17 protein-coding genes and 1 tRNA gene are annotated in these 22425 nt (G+C 44.8%); 6 read left to right on the top strand and 12 right to left on the bottom strand.

All coding sequences use genetic code 11. The features are described from left to right. Positions 1–61: 61 nt before the first annotated feature. From COT43_05695 to COT43_05680, 4 genes are all read left to right on the top strand, one after another. Positions 62–3442: a hypothetical protein gene (locus COT43_05695; protein PIS28771.1), complete on the top strand. Its 3381-nt coding sequence runs from the start codon at positions 62–64 to the stop codon at positions 3440–3442. A gap of 74 nt (positions 3443–3516) precedes the next feature. After that, positions 3517–5142 (top strand): phosphohydrolase, encoded by a 1626-nt coding sequence (locus COT43_05690; GenBank protein PIS28791.1) that lies wholly within the window; start codon positions 3517–3519, stop codon positions 5140–5142. After that, positions 5129–6613, top strand: coding sequence for a 23S rRNA (uracil(1939)-C(5))-methyltransferase RlmD (locus tag COT43_05685; GenBank protein ID PIS28770.1), 1485 nt, complete (start codon positions 5129–5131; stop codon positions 6611–6613). Before COT43_05690 ends, COT43_05685 begins: the two co-directional genes overlap by 14 nt. Before the next feature lie 265 nt (positions 6614–6878). Next, positions 6879–7649 (top strand): hypothetical protein, encoded by a 771-nt coding sequence (locus tag COT43_05680; protein ID PIS28769.1) that lies wholly within the window; start codon positions 6879–6881, stop codon positions 7647–7649. Positions 7650–7865: 216 nt separating this feature from the next. On the opposite strand, the gene COT43_05675 is transcribed toward COT43_05680, so the two are convergent. The 5 genes from COT43_05675 to COT43_05655 are packed head-to-tail and all read right to left on the bottom strand — an operon-like array spanning position 7866 to position 12485. After that, positions 7866–9626: an aspartate--tRNA ligase gene (locus COT43_05675; protein PIS28790.1), complete on the bottom strand. Its 1761-nt coding sequence runs from the start codon at positions 9624–9626 to the stop codon at positions 7866–7868. A 20-nt stretch (positions 9627–9646) separates the two neighbouring features. Then, positions 9647–10033 carry a cell shape determination protein CcmA gene (locus COT43_05670; GenBank protein PIS28768.1) on the bottom strand — a complete coding sequence of 129 codons (387 nt, stop codon included), beginning with the start codon at positions 10031–10033 and terminating at the stop codon, positions 9647–9649. Between the two features lie 4 nt (positions 10034–10037). Further along, on the bottom strand, positions 10038–10862 hold the full coding sequence (locus COT43_05665; GenBank protein PIS28767.1) for a hypothetical protein: 825 nt from the start codon (positions 10860–10862) through the stop codon (positions 10038–10040). Then, positions 10859–11731 (bottom strand): DNA-binding protein, encoded by an 873-nt coding sequence (locus COT43_05660; protein ID PIS28766.1) that lies wholly within the window; start codon positions 11729–11731, stop codon positions 10859–10861. The genes COT43_05665 and COT43_05660 overlap by 4 nt, the downstream gene beginning before the upstream one ends. Continuing rightward, positions 11709–12485 carry a chromosome partitioning protein ParA gene (locus COT43_05655; GenBank protein ID PIS28765.1) on the bottom strand — a complete coding sequence of 259 codons (777 nt, stop codon included), beginning with the start codon at positions 12483–12485 and terminating at the stop codon, positions 11709–11711. The genes COT43_05660 and COT43_05655 overlap by 23 nt, the downstream gene beginning before the upstream one ends. A gap of 705 nt (positions 12486–13190) precedes the next feature. Between COT43_05655 and COT43_05650 the strand changes: the two genes are divergently transcribed. Continuing rightward, positions 13191–14147, top strand: a complete 957-nt coding sequence (locus COT43_05650; protein ID PIS28764.1) for a phosphate starvation-inducible protein PhoH — start codon at positions 13191–13193, stop codon at positions 14145–14147. 97 nt (positions 14148–14244) lie between these two features. Here the strand turns inward: COT43_05650 and COT43_05645 are convergent, their stop codons facing one another. Further along, entirely contained in the window at positions 14245–15348 is a 1104-nt protein-coding gene (locus COT43_05645; GenBank protein ID PIS28763.1) for a redox-regulated ATPase YchF, read from the bottom strand. A 177-nt stretch (positions 15349–15525) separates the two neighbouring features. Between COT43_05645 and COT43_05640 the strand changes: the two genes are divergently transcribed. Next, positions 15526–15600: transfer RNA gene (locus tag COT43_05640), tRNA-Asp, on the top strand. Between the two features lie 682 nt (positions 15601–16282). Here COT43_05640 and COT43_05635 read toward each other — a convergent pair. The 6 genes from COT43_05635 to COT43_05610 form a co-directional block, all read right to left on the bottom strand. Next, the gene (locus COT43_05635) at positions 16283–19279 is read right to left on the bottom strand and encodes a hypothetical protein (GenBank protein ID PIS28762.1); all 2997 of its coding nucleotides are present in this window, start codon (positions 19277–19279) and stop codon (positions 16283–16285) included. After that, entirely contained in the window at positions 19276–19803 is a 528-nt protein-coding gene (locus COT43_05630) for a hypothetical protein (protein PIS28761.1), read from the bottom strand. Before COT43_05630 ends, COT43_05635 begins: the two co-directional genes overlap by 4 nt. Continuing rightward, on the bottom strand, positions 19784–20230 hold the full coding sequence (locus COT43_05625) for a transposase (GenBank protein ID PIS28760.1): 447 nt from the start codon (positions 20228–20230) through the stop codon (positions 19784–19786). Before COT43_05625 ends, COT43_05630 begins: the two co-directional genes overlap by 20 nt. Before the next feature lie 28 nt (positions 20231–20258). After that, complete coding sequence (locus COT43_05620; GenBank protein ID PIS28759.1) at positions 20259–20471, bottom strand: hypothetical protein; 213 nt, start codon at positions 20469–20471, stop codon at positions 20259–20261. Then, on the bottom strand, positions 20468–21280 hold the full coding sequence (locus COT43_05615; protein ID PIS28758.1) for a hypothetical protein: 813 nt from the start codon (positions 21278–21280) through the stop codon (positions 20468–20470). The genes COT43_05620 and COT43_05615 overlap by 4 nt, the downstream gene beginning before the upstream one ends. Continuing rightward, the coding region (locus COT43_05610; protein PIS28757.1) for a hypothetical protein at positions 21277–22425 on the bottom strand (1149 nt) is incomplete at its 5' end. The genes COT43_05615 and COT43_05610, both read right to left, overlap by 4 nt.

The raw sequence follows: 22425 nt of genomic DNA, 5'->3' as shown, positions 1-22425 counted from the left end.
GTTTTTATCGAAATTCCAATTATTTTATTCAGCAATATTATGAAACTAAAGTAAACGAATCATGGAACAGCATCTTAACCCTAAAAATCGAATTCTCCTTTTCATCAGTCTTTTCTGCTTGATCGGTGCTGGATTTTTTGAATACAAAAATTACGGAAAGGCATTTCCCGAGCAGACCATTCGCTTCGACGTGGACAGAAAAGAATCGCGGCAGGTCGCGGAACAATTCCTGCGGCGGATGAACATTTCGGTTTCAGATTATCATCACGCCGTCGCGTTTGACTACGACGATCAGTCTAAGACCTTTCTGGAAAAAGAGGTCGGCATTGAAGAGTCGAGAAGTCTGCTCAATGAAGATTTCAAAATCTGGCGTTGGTCAAACCGATGGTTCAAACCGCTATCCAAAGAGGAGTTGAAAGTCAACGTTTCTCCCGACGGAAGCGTCACGCTTTTCGAGCATACAATCCCGGAAGAAGCCACTTCGCCGAGTATTTCAATCGATCAAGCCAAACGGAAATCTAACCGATTTTTGACAGATATTCTAAAAATCGATCTGAACCGATGGGAATTCCTCGAAGAAAAAACACAAGTCAAGCCGAACCGCATCGATTACGTCTTCACTTACAAAAAAAGAGGCGTTGAAATCCATGACGCAACCTATCGTCTCGACGTCACGGTTCAGGGAAATCAAATCGGCGAGTTCCATAAATATCTAAAAGTTGCCGAGCAATGGACGCGCGACTATCAGCATCTACGCTCTCTGAATACGACCACATCCACCGCCGCGTTTTTCTTTTACATACTGATTCTCATCGCGGCGCTTGTCGTATTTTTCCAACAGTTATCACGAAAGAATCTTCGACTAAAAACCGCTCTCATTTTCGGAGGGATTGCCTTTGTACTTCAGTTATTTTCCGTCCTGAATGAAATCCCGGTTTTAATGTTTCAGTTCGACACCAATCAAACGCTGAGCAATTTTTATGGATCAATCATCCTGAAAGCTTTCCTTCAGGCAATATTTTATGGAATCCTCGTCCTCATTGTGACGGGCGCCGGAGAAGCGTTTTACAGAAGTCGCTACCCCAAAAAACTTACGCTGACCGGCACTTTTAGTCTCACGGGAATTCGGAGTAAATCATTCCTGATGAGTACCATTGTTGGCATTTCGCTTGCCATCGTTTTTATGGCGTTTCAGACGATTTTCTATCTGATCGGTCGGAATCATGGCGTCTGGGCACCTGCCGATATTTCCTATTCGGATGTCCTGAACACCGTTTTCCCGTGGTTTTTCGTACTGTTAACGGGCTTCCTCCCTGCCGTAACTGAGGAATTCTCATTCCGAATGTTCTCGATCCCGTTCTTTGAGAAAATTCTGAAATCCCGGACGTTAGCCGTTTTCATTCCGGCGGTGATCTGGGGCTTCGCACATGCCAATTATCCTAACCAACCTTTCTGGATTCGGGGATTTGAAGTCGGATTGTTTGGGGTTTTCATCGGAATCATTTTCCTTAAATTCGACATTCTGACCGTCCTGATCTGGCACTACACGGTTGATGCGCTTTACACATCATTCATACTGATTAAGACAAGCGATCCGTACTTGATCACCACTGCGATCGCCTCCGCGTTCATCATTCTCATTCCGCTAATCTATAACCTGATCTCTTATGTTCGCCATCGCAGTTTTTCGGACATTGCGCCTTTGCTGAATGAGTCACAAAATCCCGAACACCTCAAACCGGTTAGTATTGAAATTCATTTGCCGGAATATATCTACGAATCTTTATCCGTTAGGCGGAAAAAAACCGGCCTGATTCTTGTCTTCCTGTTCGTTTTGGTTCTTTTTCTGCCAGTCGAGCGCATCGGCGAGTTTTATCGTTATTCGGTTTCACCCGCCGAAGCCGTCAACACCGCAAAATATTTCTTAACGAAACGCGGCGTCGATCCCGAAAGTTTTCGATACGCTATTGGTTTGGAAAGTTACTACGAATCGCTACAAGGTCAGTATATTCTGGAAAAATCTTCCACCCAAAAGCTGAACGCGATTCTTGTCCAAAACTTAAAAAGCACATCCGTTTGGAGCATTCGCTTTTTTAAACCGCTTCAAAAAGAGGAATACCGGATTTATATCCATCCAATGGACAACGCGGTCGTCGGTTTTGATCATGCGTTGGATGAAAATGCGTCCGATTTTTCGCTTAGTCAGGAAAATGCGAGGCTCCGAGCCGAAGAATATCTGACTCAGCAAGATTACCAACTGGGCGATTTCCATCTCATCGAGTCTTCATCCAAGAAATTGAAGAATCGAACAGACTTCACTTTTGTCTGGGAATCCAATAAAGATCACCCCGCTGATGTCGAAAATGCGCACCTTCGGCTTAAATGCGTGATTAAAGGCGATGATGTTTCGACTTTCGAAATTCTGTATAAACTTCCCGAAGAATGGGTACGCACCGAAACGCAACAAACAACGGGACAAACTGTCCGGCTTTGGCTCATGATACTGACCGGCGTCGGCGCCTTTTTTGCGGCGGTTTCCGTCATTTTGAAAAAAATCGATCATTTCAGAATTCGCTGGAAAACGCCTCTTATCGTCACGACAATTCTTGTAACGGCGATTTTTATCAATCAGATAACTTCTTTACGTTATGCTGTTCTCGATTACGATACCAGCTGGTCGTTTGGTGTGTGGAAAGTAGCCTATACCGTCATTTCCATTTTTAAAGCCATGGGTCTCGGAGGCGGATTAATTCTCGTAATGGTTTCATTTCTTGTCTTATATTCGACCGCCGGCAAATCGTTTAACAGAGAACAGCGCATTTTGAATTCTGAAGATGCGGTTTTGGGGGCAATCGTCATGATCGCGGGAATTCTTGGCGCCATTAAAATTCGCTACTGGCTCATTGCGAACTTTGTGCCTCAGGAATTCGCTTCGACTTTTTCGATTCCACAATATTTATCCTATTCTCTGCCTTTCATCTCTGTCGTCGTTTCACCAATCATCCGGGGAATTGCGCTGGGTGGATTTCTGGCTATCGCTGTCTGGCTACTGAAAAATGGCCTATCAAAACCGATTTACCGGATTTTAGCGATAACTGTGTTGGCGCTTATTTTTCAACCGACAGGAATTCGGACATTGACGGGATATATGGCCAATGCGCTTTCAATTGGACTAATCATCATTTGGATTTCGTTCGGCGTCATCTATTTTCTCCGAGATAATATCCCATCCTACTTTTATACCGGAATCGGGTTATGCGTCATTCAAACCATCATTGAACTCATTCAATCTGGTTCGGCTCAGGCGCGAGCAATTGCTTTACTGATGTCGGTTATCACTGCCATGATCGTTATTTGGTTATTGACCGAAAAGAGAGACTTCAGATGTACGAAATACCTAAGACGTTACATTGATAAATTTCAACCAGGCAAAAACCTATGATAAACAAAGAAAATAACCGTGAAATGATCGACCCAATTAACGAATTCTTTGACAATCCGCACCTTTCCGAAGCAATGAAGGCCAGTCCGGAGGAAATCCATTCCTATGTCGGTCAACTCTGCGAGACAGTTCGGAACTTGTCAAAAATCGGCGCGGCACTTTCCGCCGAGCATGACCTTCCAAAACTTCTTCAGATGATTCTCGAACAAGCCATGCTATTCACCAATGCCGATGGCGGAACGCTTTATATGGTGAATGACGATCAAAAAACGCTTCGGTTCGAGATTGTCAAAACGAACTCGCTGAAAATCAGCATGGGCGGGACATCAGCGAATCCGATCAATTGGTATCCGGTAAAGCTCTACCTCGAAAACGGCACGCCAAATCACGCGATGGTCAGCGCGCATGTCGCATTAACAGGACAAAGCGTCAATATTCCTGACGTATATGACGTGAAAGGATTCGATTTTACCGGAACGCGCGCTTTTGACAATAAAACCGGTTATCGCTCCAAATCCATGCTCGTCGTTCCGATGCGAAACCATGAAAACTTGATCATCGGTGTCGTGCAGATTCTTAACGCTGTTGATCATCTCTCAGGCGAAGTCATTCCCTTTTCGCGCGCCGCAGAAGAAATCATCGTTTCGCTCGCTTCACAGGCGGCAGTTTCCATCACCAATACGCGTCTAATTCAAGACCTTGAAAAATTATTCGAGTCGTTCATCCAGGTCATCGCCGCCGCCATCGATGAAAAATCACCTTATACCGCCGGCCACATTCAACGCGTTGCCGAACTGACGATGATGATCGCCCAGGAAGTTAATTCCGTCAACACCGGAAAATATGCTGATGTCACATTTGACGCCGATAACCTCAAAGAATTGCGAATCGCCGCATGGATGCACGATATCGGCAAAATTACAACGCCCGAATACATCGTTGATAAATCCACCAAACTTGAGACAATTTATGATCGACTGAATACCGTGCAAGCCCGATTCGAAACTCTCAAACGCGACGCGAAGATCGCCGCCCTCGAAGAAAAACTCAAAGCTGCCGGAATAGTCAAAAACTTCAGTCAAATCGATAATGAATTACAGGAACGAATCCATCAAATCGAGGCAGATTATCAGTTTGTCAAAACTGCGAACACGGGCGGCGAATTTATGGCGCCGGAAAAAATCGCTAAAATTCAGCAAATTTCCGAAAACCGGATCACGGTTGAAAATTTAGATGAGCCGATCTTAAACGAAGACGAGGTGACAAATCTCACCATCCAGCGAGGAACATTAACCGAAAAAGAACGCCAAATCATCAACAACCACGTTGTCGTGACGATTAAAATGCTTGAAAAATTACCTTACCCTAAAAAACTCCGCCGCATTCCGGAAATCGCCGGCGCGCATCACGAAAAACTAGATGGTAGCGGATATCCGAATCACTTGACCGAGGAAAGGCTGATGCCACAATCCAAGATCATGGCGTTAGCCGATATTTTCGAGGCGCTAACCGCAAAAGATCGCCCGTATAAAAAAGGCAAAACATTGTCTGAGGCAATGAAAATCATGATGTTCATGGCAAAAGACCGCCACATAGATCCGGAACTTTTCAGGATTTTTGTTGAGAAAAAAATCTATCTCGCCTATGCTCAAAAATTCATGGATCATTCTCAGATCGACGACGTGAATATTACGTTTTAAAGATATTCCAATTCGCGTGAAAAATCCTTCCTCTGCCAATTTCACCAATCGCCAAGATGTGCGCCCCGTTCGTAAAAATCAGATCCTTGATTTGAAAATCAATCGGCTAGCTTTCGGAGGAGCGGGCATCGCCCATGTTGACAATTATATCATTTTCGTCGGAAATGAAGCGGTTCCAGGACAGATTGTGCGCGCGCAAATCACACAGGCAAAATCGACTTTTGCTGAAGCGAAAATCCGCGAAATCATCAAGCCAAGCGAGCAGGAGATTCCGGCGCTTTGTCCCTATTTTCATCATTGCGGCGGTTGCAAACATCAAAACATTCCTTACAAAGCGCAAACGGATTATTTCCACGAACAGATTGCAGAAATCTACCAGCATCTTGGACAATTCACAGATGTCGAAGTTCAACCGACAATCCCTTCGCAAAAAACACTCCGTTATCGCAATAAAATGGAATTCGCGTTTTCCAATCGACGATGGCGGATTGGGCAGAACGATGCCGAAAAACCGGAAGATTTTGCTTTGGGTCTGCGCGTTCCGGGAAATTATATGAAAGCCATCGACATCGACGATTGTCTGATCGCGCCGGAAGAGACTCCGACTGTTCTCCGAATCGTTCGCACTTTCTCCCTCGAAAATCACCTCACCGCTTTCGATACAATCCGGCACGATGGTTTCTTAAGACATCTGGTTCTCCGAAAGGGCGAACGCACCGGAAATTTGATGATCAATATCGTCACGCACGATGATTCGCCTAAAATCTTCGAACCTTTAATCGCTAAATTAATCAAAGCGTTACCTAATCTCGTTTCCTTCGTCAATACGGTCACGCGTGCGGTTTCCGGAACGACGATCGGAGAAAAAACAAACCTGCTTTTCGGGCAGGATTTCATCGAAGAAAAACTTGGTGATTTATCCTTCAAGATTTCTCCCGCATCGTTTTTCCAGACGAATACCGGGATGGCGGAAAAATTATATGAAACCATCCGAGCCGCCGCCGGCGTTCGGAAAACGGAAACCGTCTGGGATTTATACTGTGGAACAGGAAGCATCTCACTCTTTTTAGCAAGCGCCGCCAAACAGGTCGTCGGTTTCGAAATCGTACCGTCGGCGATTCAAGATGCGGTGGCAAATGCCTCGCGAAACGGCATCGATAATGCCCAATTTATACTGGGCGATCTCGATCAATTCTTCCGGAAATCTCCGGAACTAGCGCATGATTCGCCGAAACCGGATGTGTTAATCATCGATCCGCCGCGAATCGGTATGCATCCCAAACTTGTTCAGGACATTTTACCGCTGAATCCATCGCGCATCGTTTATATTTCCTGTAATCCTTCCACGCAGGTTCGAGACCTTAAAACCATCGTACAAACAGGTGATTACAAAATCGAATCTGTTCAGCCGATTGATCTCTTTCCCCATACGCCGCATATCGAAGTTGTTACTAAGTTGACGCGATTTTAAACCTTCATATCTAACCTAAATAATTCACCGCTGAGCGCACAGAGAATAATTAATTACAAATAGTTAAATCAACAACGAGGTGAAACTTAACAAAATAAAAAAGAAATTAAAATCCCGAATGGTCGGGACTGCGTTCTCTGTGAACTCTCTGCGGTTTATGAATTAAGCAGGCTAATTCCTTCCGTTCATAACCGAAAAATGTATTGAATTTTCCCTCACTTTTTCTTAGAATCTGCAGGCGCTTGATTAGTCGATAGAAAGAGTAATGAATAGAATTCGATCGTTTACTACTATGATTTTTAGCAGTTGCAGTTACTTCCTTCAATGGATTTTCACCGCTATTATGGTTCTAATAGGCGTCCTGCTGGCGATCGTCAAATGGGAAATGCCACTGCGATTTGGACATTGGTTCTGGGCTAATAGTATTTTCTGGCTGATGGTAAAGAAAGTTCATATTATCGGAAAAGAGAATATTCGCCCAGACAAAAATTATATTCTCGTTGTGAATCATTCGAGTATTTATGATATTCCGGCGATTTTAACAATCATCCCGCGGCTGGCTTTCATCGGGAAAGAATATCTGATCAAAATCCCCATTTTCGGATCTCTCCTGTCGCGAACCGACTATATTCCGATCGATCGGAACGACTATGTCAAAGCGCGCCAGTCTATTTCCCAATCGATCGAAAAAGCCAAATCGCTGACAATCGCTATTTTCCCCGAAGGAACCCGAACGCTCGACGGTCGGATCGGAATTTTTAAAAAAGGATTTGTTCACATTTTCTGGGGCACGAGCCTCGACGTTCTACCGGTAACTCTCAATGGTCTTTACGAACTCAAGCCGAAAACGCGCTTTAATATAGAACGAAAATGGCCGGTTGAAGCCGTTATTCACCCGCCGATTCCCAATGAAGATCTCATCAAAATGACCGATGCCGAAATAGTCGAGAAAGTGCGATCTGTCGTGCTTACGTCTCATAAGATTTATCAACCGAACGGCAGATACACGCTTGAAGGAAGTAAAAATGCCGAATAAAAATCAATGAGAATTCCTATCGAATTTCCGTCGAAAATGACCTATCATCTGATCGGCGAAATCTTCCATGGTTCGATTTTCGATGTAATTATTTTACCGTCAAATGCCAATAATATCACCGATCCACTCGACAACTATTTCTTCATGAAGTAATTTTCCGCCTTAATGACACCATACGGAAAATATGGATCGTCTATCGAAGGCGATCGCAGATTTTTATTTGATTAATCTGATGCCCAGTTCTTTCAATTGCTTTTCGTCAACCGGCGTTGGAGAACCGTCCATTAGCGAGGAGGCGCTGGTGGTTTTCGGAAAAGCGATAACCTCACGCAGATTGTCAGCGCCAGCAAGGATCATGACCAACCGGTCGAATCCAAGCGCGATCCCGCCATGTGGCGGAGCGCCATGCGCAAGAGCATCTAGAAGATAACCGAATTTGAAACGCGCTTCATCCTTCGGGATTTTTAACGCTTCAAACATCCGTTCCTGCATTTCGACGGTATGATTCCGGATGCTTCCACCGCCGATTTCACTGCCGTTAATGACAATGTCGTAAGCGCGTGCGTGAACTTTTTCCGGTTCGGTCTCTAACAAATGGCGCTCCTCCATATCTGCCGAGGTGAACGGATGATGCATCGCTACGTACCGGCTTTCTTCGTCGCTCCATTCCAGCAAAGGAAAGCGAGTCACCCAAATCGGTCTAAAAACACCTAGCGGAATCAGATTGAGCATTTTCGCGATTTCGAGGCGCAAATAACCGAGAACCGAATAAGTAACTTTTGCCAGATCACTCACGAAAAAAACGATGTCGCCGACTTTGGCGTCAAACGCATGAATCAATTCCTTTTCCACCGGCGATAAAAATTTCGCAATTCCGCTTTCCCAACCATTTTCAGTCAGTTTGGCAAATGCGAGTCCGCCTGCGCCCCACTGTTTAACTTTTTCCGTAAGTTGGTCGGTGATTTTCCGACTAAAAAATGCGGCGTTCGGCGCACAAAATCCTGCAATGACCCCATTTTTTTGAAGCATCGAGTGAAAAACCGCAAACTCGGTTTTCGCGGCAATTTCATCGATTGTCCGAATCGTACAACCCAATCTCAAGTCTGGTTTGTCGCTTCCATATTGACGCATCGCATCGTCGAATGACATTCTGGGGAACGGATCGTCAAGTTCAACGCCGATGACTTCCCGAAAAACTTCTCTCAACATGGTTTCGGTCAGATTCATGATGTCTTCTTCTTCGATAAAAGACATCTCGACGTCGATTTGAGTAAATTCCGGCTGGCGGTCCGCACGCAAGTCTTCGTCTCGAAAACAACGGACAATCTGAAAATATTTATCAAAACCGGAAATCATCAGCAATTGTTTGTAAGTCTGCGGCGATTGCGGAAGCGCATAAAAAGAGCCCTGATGCAGACGGCTCGGAACTAGAAAATCGCGTGCGCCTTCCGGCGTACTTTTCGTTAAAAATGGCGTTTCGATTTCATAAAACCCATTGGCGGAGTAAAACTTTCGAACGGCTTGTGCGGCGCGATGTCTGATGGCAATATTTTTTTGCAGTTCCTTGGTTCGCAAATCCAGAAAACGATATTTCAGGCGAAGGTCTTCTAATCCGGTCGAACGATCGGTCACCTGAAACGGAATATTTAAGGATGTGTTCAGGATTTCCAATTCTCGCGCAACAATTTCGATCTCGCCGGTTGGCATTTCTTTATTTATCGAATTTTCCGGGCGAAGCCGAACAGTCCCTTTGACGGCGACAACGTCTTCAGCGCCGAGTTTTTTTGCATTTAGAATTGCGGCGTCCGCCGATTCCGTGTCGAAAACGATCTGCGTAATTCCGTACCGGTCGCGCAGATCGAGAAAAATGAGTCCGCCGTGATCGCGTCGTTTATTGACCCAGCCGTTTAAAACGACCGTTTGCCCTTCATTTGATTTCCGTAGTTCTCCGCAATTCACTGTGCGTTTCAATTTCATGACAATCCCTTGGTTGAGACTCAGCGGTCGGATTTTGTAGACGCTGCCGATTCCGGATTCGCGGTTCGCATAACGCATCGACCGTCGAATGCGGCGCCCTCTTCGATGACGATTTGGACAGCTTTGATATCACCAATCAGACTGGATTTTTCGCCTAGAACGACTTTTCCGTTGGCATCGATGTTTCCCTCGACCTTACCGCTGATCTGAACATTGAAACCTGTCAAATTTCCCTGAACGTTAGAGGTCGCAAAAATAGTGATCGTTCCTTCGGTTGTGATGTCGCCTTCAATTTTTCCATAAACAATAATGTTGCCGTCGCAGTTAATTTTTCCGGCAATCAAAGTATTTTCACCGATGATTGTGTTGATCGTCGATTCTTTCTTAATAATAGAGTCGCCTCTCATAAGTTTATCTTTCTACATTTTTCAGCGATTTATCAGACAGTTTATAGGAATAAACCATATCTTGCGGATTGACAGGCTTTCCTTCCTTCCAAATTTCAAAATGAAGATGCGGTCCTTTGCTTTTACCGGTGTTTCCTACAAAACCAATCACATCTCCGCGATTCACATATTGGTGCGGTTCAACATAATTTCTTTGATTATGGCCGTAAATTGTAAAATAACCGCCGGCATGATAGATAATCACCGTATTCCCGAGATCGGGAGTCCAATTCGACAAAATGACGACTCCTGAGGCTGATGCCTTGATCGGTTCGCCTTCAGTTGCCACGACATCGACTCCTAAATGGTTATCACTGTTGAACACACGATTATCTAAAAATCCCTGCGTGATATAACCGTCGACGGGCGGATAAATGGGAATGTTATCCAGAAAACTGATTCGCGCCACTTCATCCGGCTTTTGAATTACTCCCATCTGTGTATTCGCCATCGAGTCGTATACTGTCGAATCGCCTTCGGGAATCTTCAAATCGCTACCTAAAACGGAGCGGATGTACTGATCCATTTGCCGGATTTGATTGTAATCACTCAGGATTTTTGTCACTTTGATCCGATCCTGAATTAGGATGTCGTTTTCCGCCTTGATTTTGTCGTATTGAATCGCCTTTGGGAAAAAAGTAAAAATACCAACGAAAAAAAACAAAATAACGATCACGCCGAAAGCGAAAATCAGATGTGCGATATGATGGTTAAACGTTATCTTGAACGGCTTTTTATTGTCCGTGGACATCAGATGAAACGTAAAATATCTTTTACCCGCTTTACTCATTTTTCGATGTCCTCGATAGATTCAAAAATATCCATCAACCGAGTCAAGTCTTCCCGTGAATAAAAGTTGATCTCAATACTGCCCTTATTTTCGTCGCCACGGATTTTTACACGCGAACCGACGATATGCATCAGTTTTTCTTCTACCGTCTTAACATAATTGGATTTGCGAAAGACTTTTGGCTCGGCGGTTTTTTGCTGGACCAAATCCATATTTTTCACGAATGCTTCAACAGCCCGCACGCTTAATCCATCACGTTTGATTCTTTGCCAGAGATTCAGTTGCTGTTTTTCATTGTTTATAGAAAGAATAGGCCGGGCATGTCCGGGTGTGATTTTATCATCGCGCAAATCTTGAATGATTGGAGCCGGCAAGTTTAGCAGTCTCAGAGAATTTGTAATAGTAGAACGGTCTTTCCCTACTTTCGTTGCGATTTCTTCATGGGACATATTGAACGTGTTGGCCAGAACCGAGTAGGCTTCGGCTTCGTCCACCGGATTCAAATCTTCCCTCTGTACGTTTTCTATCAAGGCGAGTTCCATCATCTCGACATCCGTTTTAACGGATAAAATATACGCCGGAAGCGACTTCAGTCCGAGTTCTATCGCAGCGCGCAAACGTCTTTCCCCGGCGATCAATTCGAATCCGTTTTCCGCCTGACGAACAGTAATCGGTTGAATAATGCCCTTCTCGCGAATGGACATTTTCAATTCATTCATCGCCTGCTCGTTGAAATCTTTTCGCGGCTGATGCGGGTTGGCGCGAATTTTATCGACGTCAATTTCGGCAACCTGATTGATCATGTTAAAATCCGGTGGAAATTCCGGAATGATTGCGCTTAATCCTTTACCTAATCTCTTGACCGTCATTCTTTAAAAATTCTCCTACCAATGCCATATAATCTTGAGCGCCCGGTGACGAGGCATCGTACAAAATAATGGGCTTGCCGAAACTCGGTGATTCTCCAAGACGAACATTCCGCCGGATCACGCTCTGATAGACTTTTTCTTTGAAAAAACTCCTCACCTGTTCAGTGACTTCCTGAGTCAGACGCAATCGCGAATCGCTCATCGTAATTAACACTCCTTCGATCTGAAGGTTCCGGTTGAGGCTTTTTTGAACCAAACGGATCGTATTCAACAACTGTCCCAAACCTTCCATTGCATAGTATTCGCACTGGATCGGAATCAGGATAGAATGAGAGGCCGTCAGGCTGTTTATCGTCAGCAAACCGAGAGACGGCGGACAGTCGATAATAACATATCTATATTCCTTTTCGAGCGATTCGAGAGCCTTTTTTAAAACCGTTTCCCGGCCGATCATAGAGACCATTTCGATCTCGGCTCCTACCAAACGAGTCGCGGAAGGTACGATATCCAGAAAGGGAATTTCAGTCGTTTGAATCACAGGACTGATGCCTTCGCCATCTATCAGCACTTCATAGATACTGTTTTCGACGCTTTTATAATCAATTCCGCAACCGATGGTCGCGTTGGCTTGCGGATCGAGATCTATCAAAAGTGTATCGACTTCCGAAACCGCCAATCCGGCCGCAAGATTGATCGCAGTCGTTGTCTTTCCAACGCCTCCTTTTTGGTTCGCAATCGTAATTATTTTGGGCATTTTATCGAATTAATTTTAGTATTATCAATATTTTTCAGACACATAATCCATCTAATAAAGCATTGCAAATTTAAGTCCAGACCCCACTAAAAACAAGAAAAAGGACGGGGCGGTTATATGTCATATTCTTCATTATTAAGGAAGGTGAACGTCACTTACCTGAGTTTTAAATGACAGATCATCAAAGCACAATCAGACCATCCTGATATAAAAAATTTTTCGTTCTGTTCAGAATAAATATTTCATTTCGGTAAATTGCTGCTTAAATTTAGGGCATGAACGATTTTTCATATATAGACGTTCGTAGTAGAACTAACAAAGGGAGGAACTGAATTGAAGAAAGCATTGGTCTTTGCAGCGGTTCTGTTGTTTGTCCTCGGATTAGCTGGTTGCCAGAAAAAAACTGAAGTCCCAGCCACAGAGCAGACAATTGAACAGGTACCGACGGACACCACAGCGGTTGACACCACCAAGTAGGTACCGTTCATTAGACGTTATTTAGCCCCCACAGATGTAGAATCTTGGGGGCTAAGTTGTTTTTATACGTCTTCAAGTATCCCGACTTAAAGCAGAAAATACAACCCGTCTTAGTCTCATCTGACACAAAATCTAAAGATAACTACAGATTCGATCTCGTCGATAAATTTCTTGTAAATCTCCGTAAATACGAGAAATTTTACTATGGTTTGTTTAGGATAAGGAAAAATGGCAGAAAAAATCATTGAAATCAAAGGCGTCGATCCGTTATTGGTTTTCGGAATGAACGACATCAATTTGACGTTATTGCAGAAAACCTTTCCAATAAAGATTTTCGCACGCGGGAATAAATTGATGCTGGACGGCGATGAAAACTCAATTCGCCAAATCGACGCCATCATCGGGGAAATGTTGTTGACGATCAACCAAAAAGGAGAAATTTCCGAAGATGACGTACAGACGCTGATCAATATTGAAATTCTCGGAAAACGACCGGCGGCAGAAGAGATTACCGCCGATTCGGTGATCCTTTTTAAAAAGAACGGTGTCATCAAGCCACGATCGGCGAATCAGGAAAAATATTACCGCTCAACGTTGAAAAATGACATCGTGTTCGGCATCGGACCCGCCGGAACCGGTAAAACCTATATCGCGGTCGCAATCGCCGTCGCCGCTCTGCGAAACCATGACGTTCAGCGCATCATCCTCACACGCCCTGCAGTCGAAGCCGGAGAAAGTTTGGGATTTTTACCGGGCGATTTGAAAGAAAAAATCGAGCCTTATCTCGCTCCGCTTTACGACGCGTTAATGGACATGCTTTCAACAGAAAAAGTCAACGCTTACACCGAACAACGTGTCATCGAAGTCCTACCGCTGGCATACATGCGCGGTCGGACGTTGAATAACGCCTATGTTATTCTCGATGAAGCGCAGAACACGACCTCCATGCAGATGAAGATGTTTCTGACTCGCCTCGGCGTCAACTCGAAAGCAATCATCACCGGTGATATTACACAGATCGACATTCCGGATAAAGCCCATTCCGGCCTCATCGAAGCTAAAAACATTTTGCAGAATATCGACGGCATCGACTTCGTTTATTTTGAACCCAAAGACGTCGTTCGCCACCGGTTGGTCAGGGAAATCATTAAAGCCTACAACAATTTAAACGGCGTCGCCGAATAAAAAAACTACAACATTCTCAGATTGAGTTATAAAATTGTAACAAAAAAAGGGAGTCGTTTTCGCGGCTCCCTTTTGATTATTTCTTGTCGTAGAAACGCTAACCGGCGGCGAGTTTGAACGTGATCACATCTCCGTCTTTAACCATATAAGATTTTCCCTCGATATGAACCAATCCTTGCTCGCGCAACAACGTTTCGGATCTGATTTTTTCGATGTCTGACCAGTGACGCACTTCCGCCTTGATAAAACGATCTTCAAAACCGGAATGAATAACCGAAGCGGCTTTGACGGCAACGCTTCCGCCGGGAATCGTCCACGCCTGACAAATCCCGGATTCGACCGTAAAAAACGTAATCAATCTTAGAAGATCGTAGCTCGCGGAAATCAATCGGTTCAGACCTGTTGTCGGCAATTTCCATTCCCTCATTAAAAAAGTCCGATCGTCATTTTCCAATTCCGATAATTCCAGTTCCAGATTTGCCGAAAGCGTCAGAAAAAGCGAACCGGTTTGCATAAAATATTGTTCGAACTTCCGCGTCGTCTCGGATTTTTTACCCAAAGTGGCTTCATTTTCGGAAATATTTCCGACGACTAGAACGGGTTTAGCCGACAAGAGCGCCAGTTCTCGCAGAAAAGATTCTTCCTCCGGATGAGTGTGATAGAGTTTGGCGGATTTCCCTTCCGAAAGCAGGTTTTTCAAATCATAAAGAATTGCCAACTGTTTTCTTGTTTTGTCATCGCCGGTTTTGGCACGAGGGGAAATTTTATTGATCCGGCTTTCGATAATCTCGAGGTCTTTCAACAGAATTTCAGTTTCGACGATTTCAAAATCCCGCTTTGGGTCTAATTTTTCATCGATGTGCGCTACGTTTGGGTCTTCAAAACATCGCACCAGATGAATAATCGCATCGACCGGTTGGATGTTGCTCAGAAATTGATTACCGAGACCTTCACCCTGCGAGGCGCCTTTGACCAATCCGGCAATATCCACGAACTGCAATGTCGTCGGAATCACCTTTTGCGGATGATAGGTCTTCTGCAACAGTTCCAATCTTTTGTCCGGAACCTCAACCATTCCGACATGCGGTTCGATCGTGCAAAACGGATAATTTTCCATTGGAACACCCGCCCGGGTCAGCGCATTGAATAGCGTGGATTTACCTACATTCGGAAGTCCGACTATCCCGCATTTAAATCCCATTCGCTCGAATCTCCAGATTTATTATTTCTGCCAAATTTCTCATACAGGCTGAATATAAAAAATTATTTCCTGAAGAGGCAGATGTTTATTTTGGAAGTACCGTAATTCTGCTTGCAGGGCGATTTCAATTTCCTTAAATTTGCGTCCGCCTGTTCTGAACAGGATTTGACAATGGAGCCGTAGTTCAATTGGTTAGAGCACTGGCCTGTCACGCCAGAAGTTGCGGGTTCGAGCCCCGTCGGCCCCGCTCCACTTTTACTGATGAGAAACCCATCAAAAACATACACAACGTGTCGCTTATTTTGCGAAAACAGACTTGCTAAATTTGACATTTTCTAACAATCGTTCTCCCTCAGAGAGAAAAAGTTCCCCCAACTTTTCAGATTACTTTCAGTCAGACTTCAGCAGGCTGGCGTCTTCGCTTATGCGCCCGATCGCTTGCTGTCACGCATCGCCGAGTACCCCAGAATCGCGAGTCCGACCACATTCAGGGCAGCTGACGCGAGAGTGGCGGCCTACCCCAACCGACAAGAAACTCGTTCGCCAGAAGGCCGAGAGTGCCCAAGACTATCAAGACAAAGGCAATCAATCTGACTGATTCCGTGAACTTTCCCAAGATGACCCACAGACTGCTGAATATATGTCTATCGTGCATATTCTCTTCATTAATCAGGTTTATCTATAAACTTCCAAGTTTGATGGAAGACAAACTTAAGGTGAAGATTTCCCAGTAGTGATTGAACAGATTCATGATCCTTTTTTCTCTTCATACAATTGAATATTAATCATAAATAATCCGATTATCAAGCGTCATAAATCCTTTAAACAACAATTGTCCCAAAACTCGTGTACTTATCTATCAGTAATTTGATAAATGAAAAGAGCCACCGCTCGGGATGGCTCTTATATTCATAACAAACGATACATAGTCAGATCACTTCAGAATGGCGCATTTTCTCACATCGTGAAATGATCCGGCTTCAATTCGATAGATATAGATGCCCGATGCAACATTGCCAGCGTTCCAAACGACGCTGTAATAACCGGCAGGCTGTTCCTTCGAAACGATGGTTTCTACAAACTGACCATTCAGATTATAAATCGAAATCCTGACGTATGCTTTCTCCGGCAATTGATATGGAATCGTCGTTGTCGGATTAAATGGATTCGGGTAGTTCTGTTGCAATGCGAACTTCGTCGGTATCGGTTGGAGACGAATAGTGCGTTTGCCTATGACCCGCGTGCAATCGGTCAGAACAGTTTGATAGGCAATTGTAATTTCGTACGGATTTCTGCCCTTCGGTAAAAGTTCCAGATGCATTTCCGGCAAAGCACTGGCGCTGAAATATCCTTCGGAAATCAACAATAATCCGCTATCCGGAAAGGCATCGACCATCCGCATCTGTGTTTCAGTAATCTTAGGAAGTCGGTTGTCAGAATATTTGACACCAACGACTTTTGGATCGTACTCGACTAAATACTGGTAAGCGATCACGTCGGCACTATTCGGCTTGACCATTACGCTGTTTCCTTCCTGTGTGACAGGAAAATCAACTTCCGGGAAATCCGCTATCATCGGTAACGCTTTGCGCAAGCCAACCGTCCAGTTCCACAGACTCGCAAATGTCGTCAAGTCATAGACGTCATACTTCTGATTGGGCGAAATAGTAATCCTGGGAACTTCACCACGATTGGGAGCCAATTCCTTTCCGAAATCGCGCCCTTGCCACGCTAAAACGAACGGCGCAAAGTCATCGAAATTGACAACATCATCGTTGTTGAAATCACCGGCAATCTCGACCGGAATTGTCAACGTCAGATTATCTGTCGGCGAACCCTCGAAGCCACCGTTTGCGTTTCCATCTAAGCCATAACCGTAGATATTCGTCGTGGAATTAGCCGTCATAAGTACCGATAGAGTATCACGCGACGTAAATGACTCAGTTAAGAATAACTTCGCCTTTCGGAGATTATCATAGAAACGATAATGATAAGTCAAATCGCCATACATCTGGCTGTAAAGTGCACAACCGCTCCGGAAACCGGCGCTGTCCATCGCCTGTGTGAATTCCAAAACCAGTGTATCGAGCGGTGACAGTACCGACGGAAATGCCGCTAACTTTGGATAGATACGGACAATTGTGAAAGCGCCTGCACTTATGGAAGTATCGGAGAGACCGACGCCGTCCGTCGCAATGACACGGATTTTACAATTTTCCGACTGTTCATCGGGAATCAACCAGTCGTAAGAACCGTCGTTGGATTCATGAGCCGCTATCGGTTTCCAGTCAGTACCGCCGTTTACGGAATAATCCAGATCGATGAACTGCACACCCGCGTTGTCAGTTGCGGTCCAAGTTATCGATTCAGCATTGGCAATTTCTACTGTTTTTCCAGAAATCTGGCTTATAAGCATTACATTTGGCGGAGTAATATCCACAATTTCAAACGGATTTGTATTCACCGCAAACGCAGAATTGCCGCGCGCGTCATAAGATGTGACCTTCACCTTACCTTGTTTTGTAATCTTGTTTGAAACCGTCCACAATAAGGAATCCACTTCACCAGAAACGCTGTCAATCCGGGTGAAATTCTGCCCATTATCAATACTAAAGTGCACCAAATGATGCTGTATCCTGACATTATCCGACGAAATCCATTTGATCAATTGACTGGAACCCTCCTCCCACTTCTCACCCCCGACGGGAGAAAGAAGCGCAACTTGCGGGGCTTCATAATCGTCGGGAATGGCACTGACTTGATTAGAAAATCCACTCTCATTACCAGCAGAATCCACCGCGGTGATACGGAAATAGTAAGTCGTGCCGTTCGTCAATCCGGTAATGACCTTGATAGTATCAAGAATTCCACCTATAGTGGAATCAATCTTGATTGTCGGATTGGCACTCGTTCCACTATATATACGATAGCGGAGGAAATCGGATTCGATGTTCTTGTTCCATTTGAGTATAACTTGTCCATTGCCGGGCTGAACGGTGAGATTCTGAGGCGCGGATGGCGAAGTTGTATCTATAATAAAACTGTACTCTGTTGCCCAAGATGAACCTGCGAATGCATTATCAATCGCCTGCACGCTCCAGTAATATTTACCGTCAGTAAGTCCTTTCAGAGTATAAGAATTGCAATGATTCATATTTCCAAGTTGAACAACTTTTCGATAACCCGTTGAACTGTCCGCCATCGGCGATTTCACCTGACAACCGCCCGAAGTTGTGCTGACGTATAGATTGTAGGTCAATCCATTCTGCGGTGTTTCCGTGTCACTGGATTTGTTCCAACTGAAGGTAACATCCGATCCTGTTGTTGTAGCCGTCAATCCGGAAGGTGCTAATGGAGTGGAATTCGTTATTAAATTGTTGTTACAGTAAATCTTGGTAACATATGTATTACTACTACCCGTAAAGCCTGTAAGCAAGATATCGAGATCTCCGTCGTTATCATAATCACCCCATGCTACAGAACTATTTTCGACTCCCGTTAAACTAATTCCCGTCTGCTCTGTGAACGAGTTATCTCCATTGTTATGGTAAATCTTGGAAATTGCATCATAATTATGTGATGAATATTTCTCACCAGTGAGTAAGATATCGAGATTACCGTCGTTGTCATAATCGCCCCAGGCTACTGAACTGTAATAAACTCCCGTTAAACTGATTCCAGTTTGTTCAGTGAATGAGTTGTCACCATTATTACGGTAAATCTTGGAAACAGAGAAGTCACTACTTGTATAACCCGTGAGTAAGATATCGAGATCGCCATCGTTGTCATAATCGCCCCAGGCTGCAGAACCACCCATAACTTCTGTTAAACTGATTTCCGTCATTTCGGTGAATTGCTGGGAATTGGCGCTATTGACTGCGAAAAATAATAGAACAGAAATTAAAATGAGTATGGAAATTTTATTTCTCATTTGGATTGCTCCATTGCTAATTGAATCTCTCTCCCAACCGTGAACGGCTGGGCTAATAAACTTAACGGTTGAACTATTGAACAGAACAATGGCTTTCCTGAACAGAACAACTCTTTTCTGGAACGGAATAACTCCTTCCCGGAAGAGAATGACTGTTTTCCGCAAGTGAACAACTCCTTTCCGGAACAGAATGACTGCTTTCCGGAAGAGAATGATTGCCTTCCTGAAGAGAATAACTCCTTGCGGAAATGGAATAACGGTTCGTCAGAATAGCCCCGCGTTTCAACGCGGGGAGGATAAGACGCGAAATCCATCATCCGAACCGATTCATCGGTTTTCGGGTATAGGAAATCCGTTGAAACGGATATGGGGATCTGGGCGTGGGGCGTTTCGTCATCCCACAGATGAATCTGTGGGTTAATCTGAATGACGTCGTTGACGAGATCAGAATAACCCCACGTTTCAACGCGGGGATGATGGGACGTGAAACCCATCCAAACCGATTTATCGGTTTTCATCATCATAAACGAATCCATGTTTTTCTAAAAATTCCTTATACTCTTCTGCAAACGGCTTGCGTCGATGATGTTCTTGCTGATTCTGAATGTATTGTTTGACCATTTCAACCATCGACACGCTAACCGAAAAAGCGCCATAACCTTTCTGCCAGTTAAAACGACCGGGGATGATCTTTTCGTCATTGATCCAATGTGACGATTCACCCTTGAGTTGATGGATAAAATTATCGATTGACTGTGTTGCAGGCAGATTCACAAGAATATGAACATGTTCGGGTTGGATATTAATGGTCTCGATGGATGATTCGGTTTTTGCGGCTTCCGCGATCAAATGTTCACGGACTGGTAGAGCATTATTTGCCATCAGACAGCGTCGCCGGTTTTTAGTTGACCAGATGATATGTAACCAGTTAGCGACATAGGCGTGGGACATTAGAAACCTCCTTGATTTTGGAAAACCATTAAAAAAAAATGGTTTCGGGGCTTTTAGAGACGTTTTGATCCCACAGATGAATCTGTGGGTTACACTGAATGACGTCGTTGATGAGATCAAAATAGCCCCGCGTTTCAACGCGGGGATTATGGGACGTGAAACCTGTCATCCGAACCGATTCATCCTCCTTCCACAGATAAATCTGTGGATTAATCTGAAGGTGGACACGGCATTCTTTCATTTCACCACCACCACTCCGCCGCGCAGACGATTGACTGCCGCCGGTTGACGGTTGGAATCGACCAAAACACCATTTCCAAGCGTCAGCGAATAGGTTCCGATCTTGATAGTCTTTAAACGGATCGTTAATAGAGATGCCGTGCCGGAAAAAAACTTGACGCTTCCCGCGGCGGCAGTCACCGAGGCGGAAACCTTACCCAGAACCGGATCAACCTCAACGACCTGCAATCCCGTCGCCTGAATCGAATCCGCAAACGTACCGGTTTGAGAATCGATGAATAGAAATCCCGTCGGATCGTAAGTCAGTGTAAACTCAGCGCCAAGAATATTTGTCACTTCTTCCAGCATCACCGCAACAGTTAGTGTGTCACCGACATTACTTGTCTGACGATAGGGAAACAGAATCAGCGACGCGCCATCGACGGCATCTGTGGTGAAGTCACTGGTCGCCGGTATTTCCTGAATCTCGTCGTTTTCGCCGCGGGCACGCACTTCAAACCGATGCGCCATTTCATCGAGATAACTGAAAGTCACCGTCTGAATTGTCGTCCAGTTCGACCACTCACCATTGTCAAACCGATATGAAAAGTCTTTTGTAATTGAATTGCCATCCCACGCAAAGGTCGCCGAATCTTTCGTCGAAACACTTCCGTCAGCAATGCCATAAGTGATGACAGCGGCCGGCGGCTCGTAGTCGGGATTATCCGGGTCTAACGGATTGTCCGGCGGAATGAGTTCCTCGTGCGGCGAACAGGAAAATAGACCAATGAGCAGAGCCATCCAGAATCGGAATAGTAATTTCGATTTCATGGCAACTCCGCTTCTAATCGCAGAGCAAATCCGTCAATGGTCGGATAAACACTGACATGCTTTTCACCGATTTTCGGCATAAATAGGTAGGCATCGGCGATATTCCATAGATACAATCCCACCATTGCTCCAGTGACGAGTTGCTGTTTCTTATATTGATTGTCCATTTTGTTGTATGAGTCTTGAACATGCTCCCAGATCACTTTCAATTCTTCCGACGTTCCGATGACGCTACGATAATCTTCCCGTTCTATCAGATAGGCATTTTGATACTTTTCATACAGTCTTTTCTGATTCTGAAGGATAAAATAGAGGACGACTTCTCCGGCGAGATAACCAGCACCCACTTTGTATCGTGTGGAATAGGCTTGCCCAAAACCCGGTACTACGGCAGATCGCCACAAGGCTTGATCACGCGGTTTGATAAAAACCATTTTATTCAGCGTGAATTGGAGAGGTTTCAGTTCATTTTCCCGGACAACGACATCCTGCTTGGCGGACGCATAACCGGGCATTTCCAGACTGACCGTTCGTTTACCCGCCCATACCCGACTGAGTTTGATTGGTGTTTTGGCGCTTTCTCCGGAAGTCAGTTTGTAGCCAGCGCCGTCGATTTTGATGATCGCACCCGGCGGGTTGCTGGTAATCATCAGCGAACCGATGCGTTCCTTCAATGACGTTTGAATCACCTGTGTTTCGCCGAGTCCGACGAATAGTGTCGTCTCGATTGGTTCGTAATGTTCACCGCTCTCAATGCGGACTTTATGACTGCCAACTGCAATTTGTTTGACAAATAATGGTGAGACGCCAACTGCTTTTCCATCGATCAACACTTTAGAGCCAACCGGCGCGGCTTGCACGGAAATCGAACCGAAGTCCGGCGGTAAGTCGATGGCTTTTGTCAAAGTTTGCCCATCGGCGATGATGATTCCCTCCTGCGTGGTTTTATAGAAATCGGCTTTCAGCATTAGCAGATACTTACCGGACATCAGTTTGTAATTCAGTAAAGGCGCGTTGCCAATTGGTTTATCGTTGACCATAACGGGAGCATTCGGTGGCGTTGTCGTTAGATTCAGATATCCAAATGCCGGTGTCATCTTGGCGTCGATTGCGCTCTCTTTTTCGTCATCGACCAGAATGGTCGC

Source organism: Candidatus Marinimicrobia bacterium CG08_land_8_20_14_0_20_45_22 (genome assembly GCA_002774355.1).
Classification (GTDB): Bacteria; Fidelibacterota; UBA2242; order UBA2242; family UBA2242; genus 0-14-0-20-45-22.
The sequence above is the reverse complement of the archived record's forward strand: the minus strand, read 5'-3'. Positions and strand labels throughout refer to the sequence as shown.

Coding starts and splice junctions, on each gene's coding strand:
- COT43_05615 (PIS28758.1), bottom strand. CDS start 21,280: ATGAAATCGAAATTACTATTCCGATTCTGGATGGCTCTGCTCATTGGT.
- COT43_05690 (PIS28791.1), top strand. CDS start 3,517: ATGAAGGCCAGTCCGGAGGAAATCCATTCCTATGTCGGTCAACTCTGC.
- COT43_05695 (PIS28771.1), top strand. CDS start 62: ATGGAACAGCATCTTAACCCTAAAAATCGAATTCTCCTTTTCATCAGT.
- COT43_05675 (PIS28790.1), bottom strand. CDS start 9,626: ATGAAATTGAAACGCACAGTGAATTGCGGAGAACTACGGAAATCAAAT.
- COT43_05650 (PIS28764.1), top strand. CDS start 13,191: ATGGCAGAAAAAATCATTGAAATCAAAGGCGTCGATCCGTTATTGGTT.
- COT43_05645 (PIS28763.1), bottom strand. CDS start 15,348: ATGGGATTTAAATGCGGGATAGTCGGACTTCCGAATGTAGGTAAATCC.
- COT43_05665 (PIS28767.1), bottom strand. CDS start 10,862: ATGAGTAAAGCGGGTAAAAGATATTTTACGTTTCATCTGATGTCCACG.
- COT43_05680 (PIS28769.1), top strand. CDS start 6,879: ATGAATAGAATTCGATCGTTTACTACTATGATTTTTAGCAGTTGCAGT.
- COT43_05620 (PIS28759.1), bottom strand. CDS start 20,471: ATGAAAGAATGCCGTGTCCACCTTCAGATTAATCCACAGATTTATCTG.
- COT43_05635 (PIS28762.1), bottom strand. CDS start 19,279: ATGAGAAATAAAATTTCCATACTCATTTTAATTTCTGTTCTATTATTT.
- COT43_05670 (PIS28768.1), bottom strand. CDS start 10,033: ATGAGAGGCGACTCTATTATTAAGAAAGAATCGACGATCAACACAATC.
- COT43_05630 (PIS28761.1), bottom strand. CDS start 19,803: ATGATGATGAAAACCGATAAATCGGTTTGGATGGGTTTCACGTCCCAT.
- COT43_05625 (PIS28760.1), bottom strand. CDS start 20,230: ATGTCCCACGCCTATGTCGCTAACTGGTTACATATCATCTGGTCAACT.
- COT43_05660 (PIS28766.1), bottom strand. CDS start 11,731: ATGACGGTCAAGAGATTAGGTAAAGGATTAAGCGCAATCATTCCGGAA.
- COT43_05655 (PIS28765.1), bottom strand. CDS start 12,485: ATGCCCAAAATAATTACGATTGCGAACCAAAAAGGAGGCGTTGGAAAG.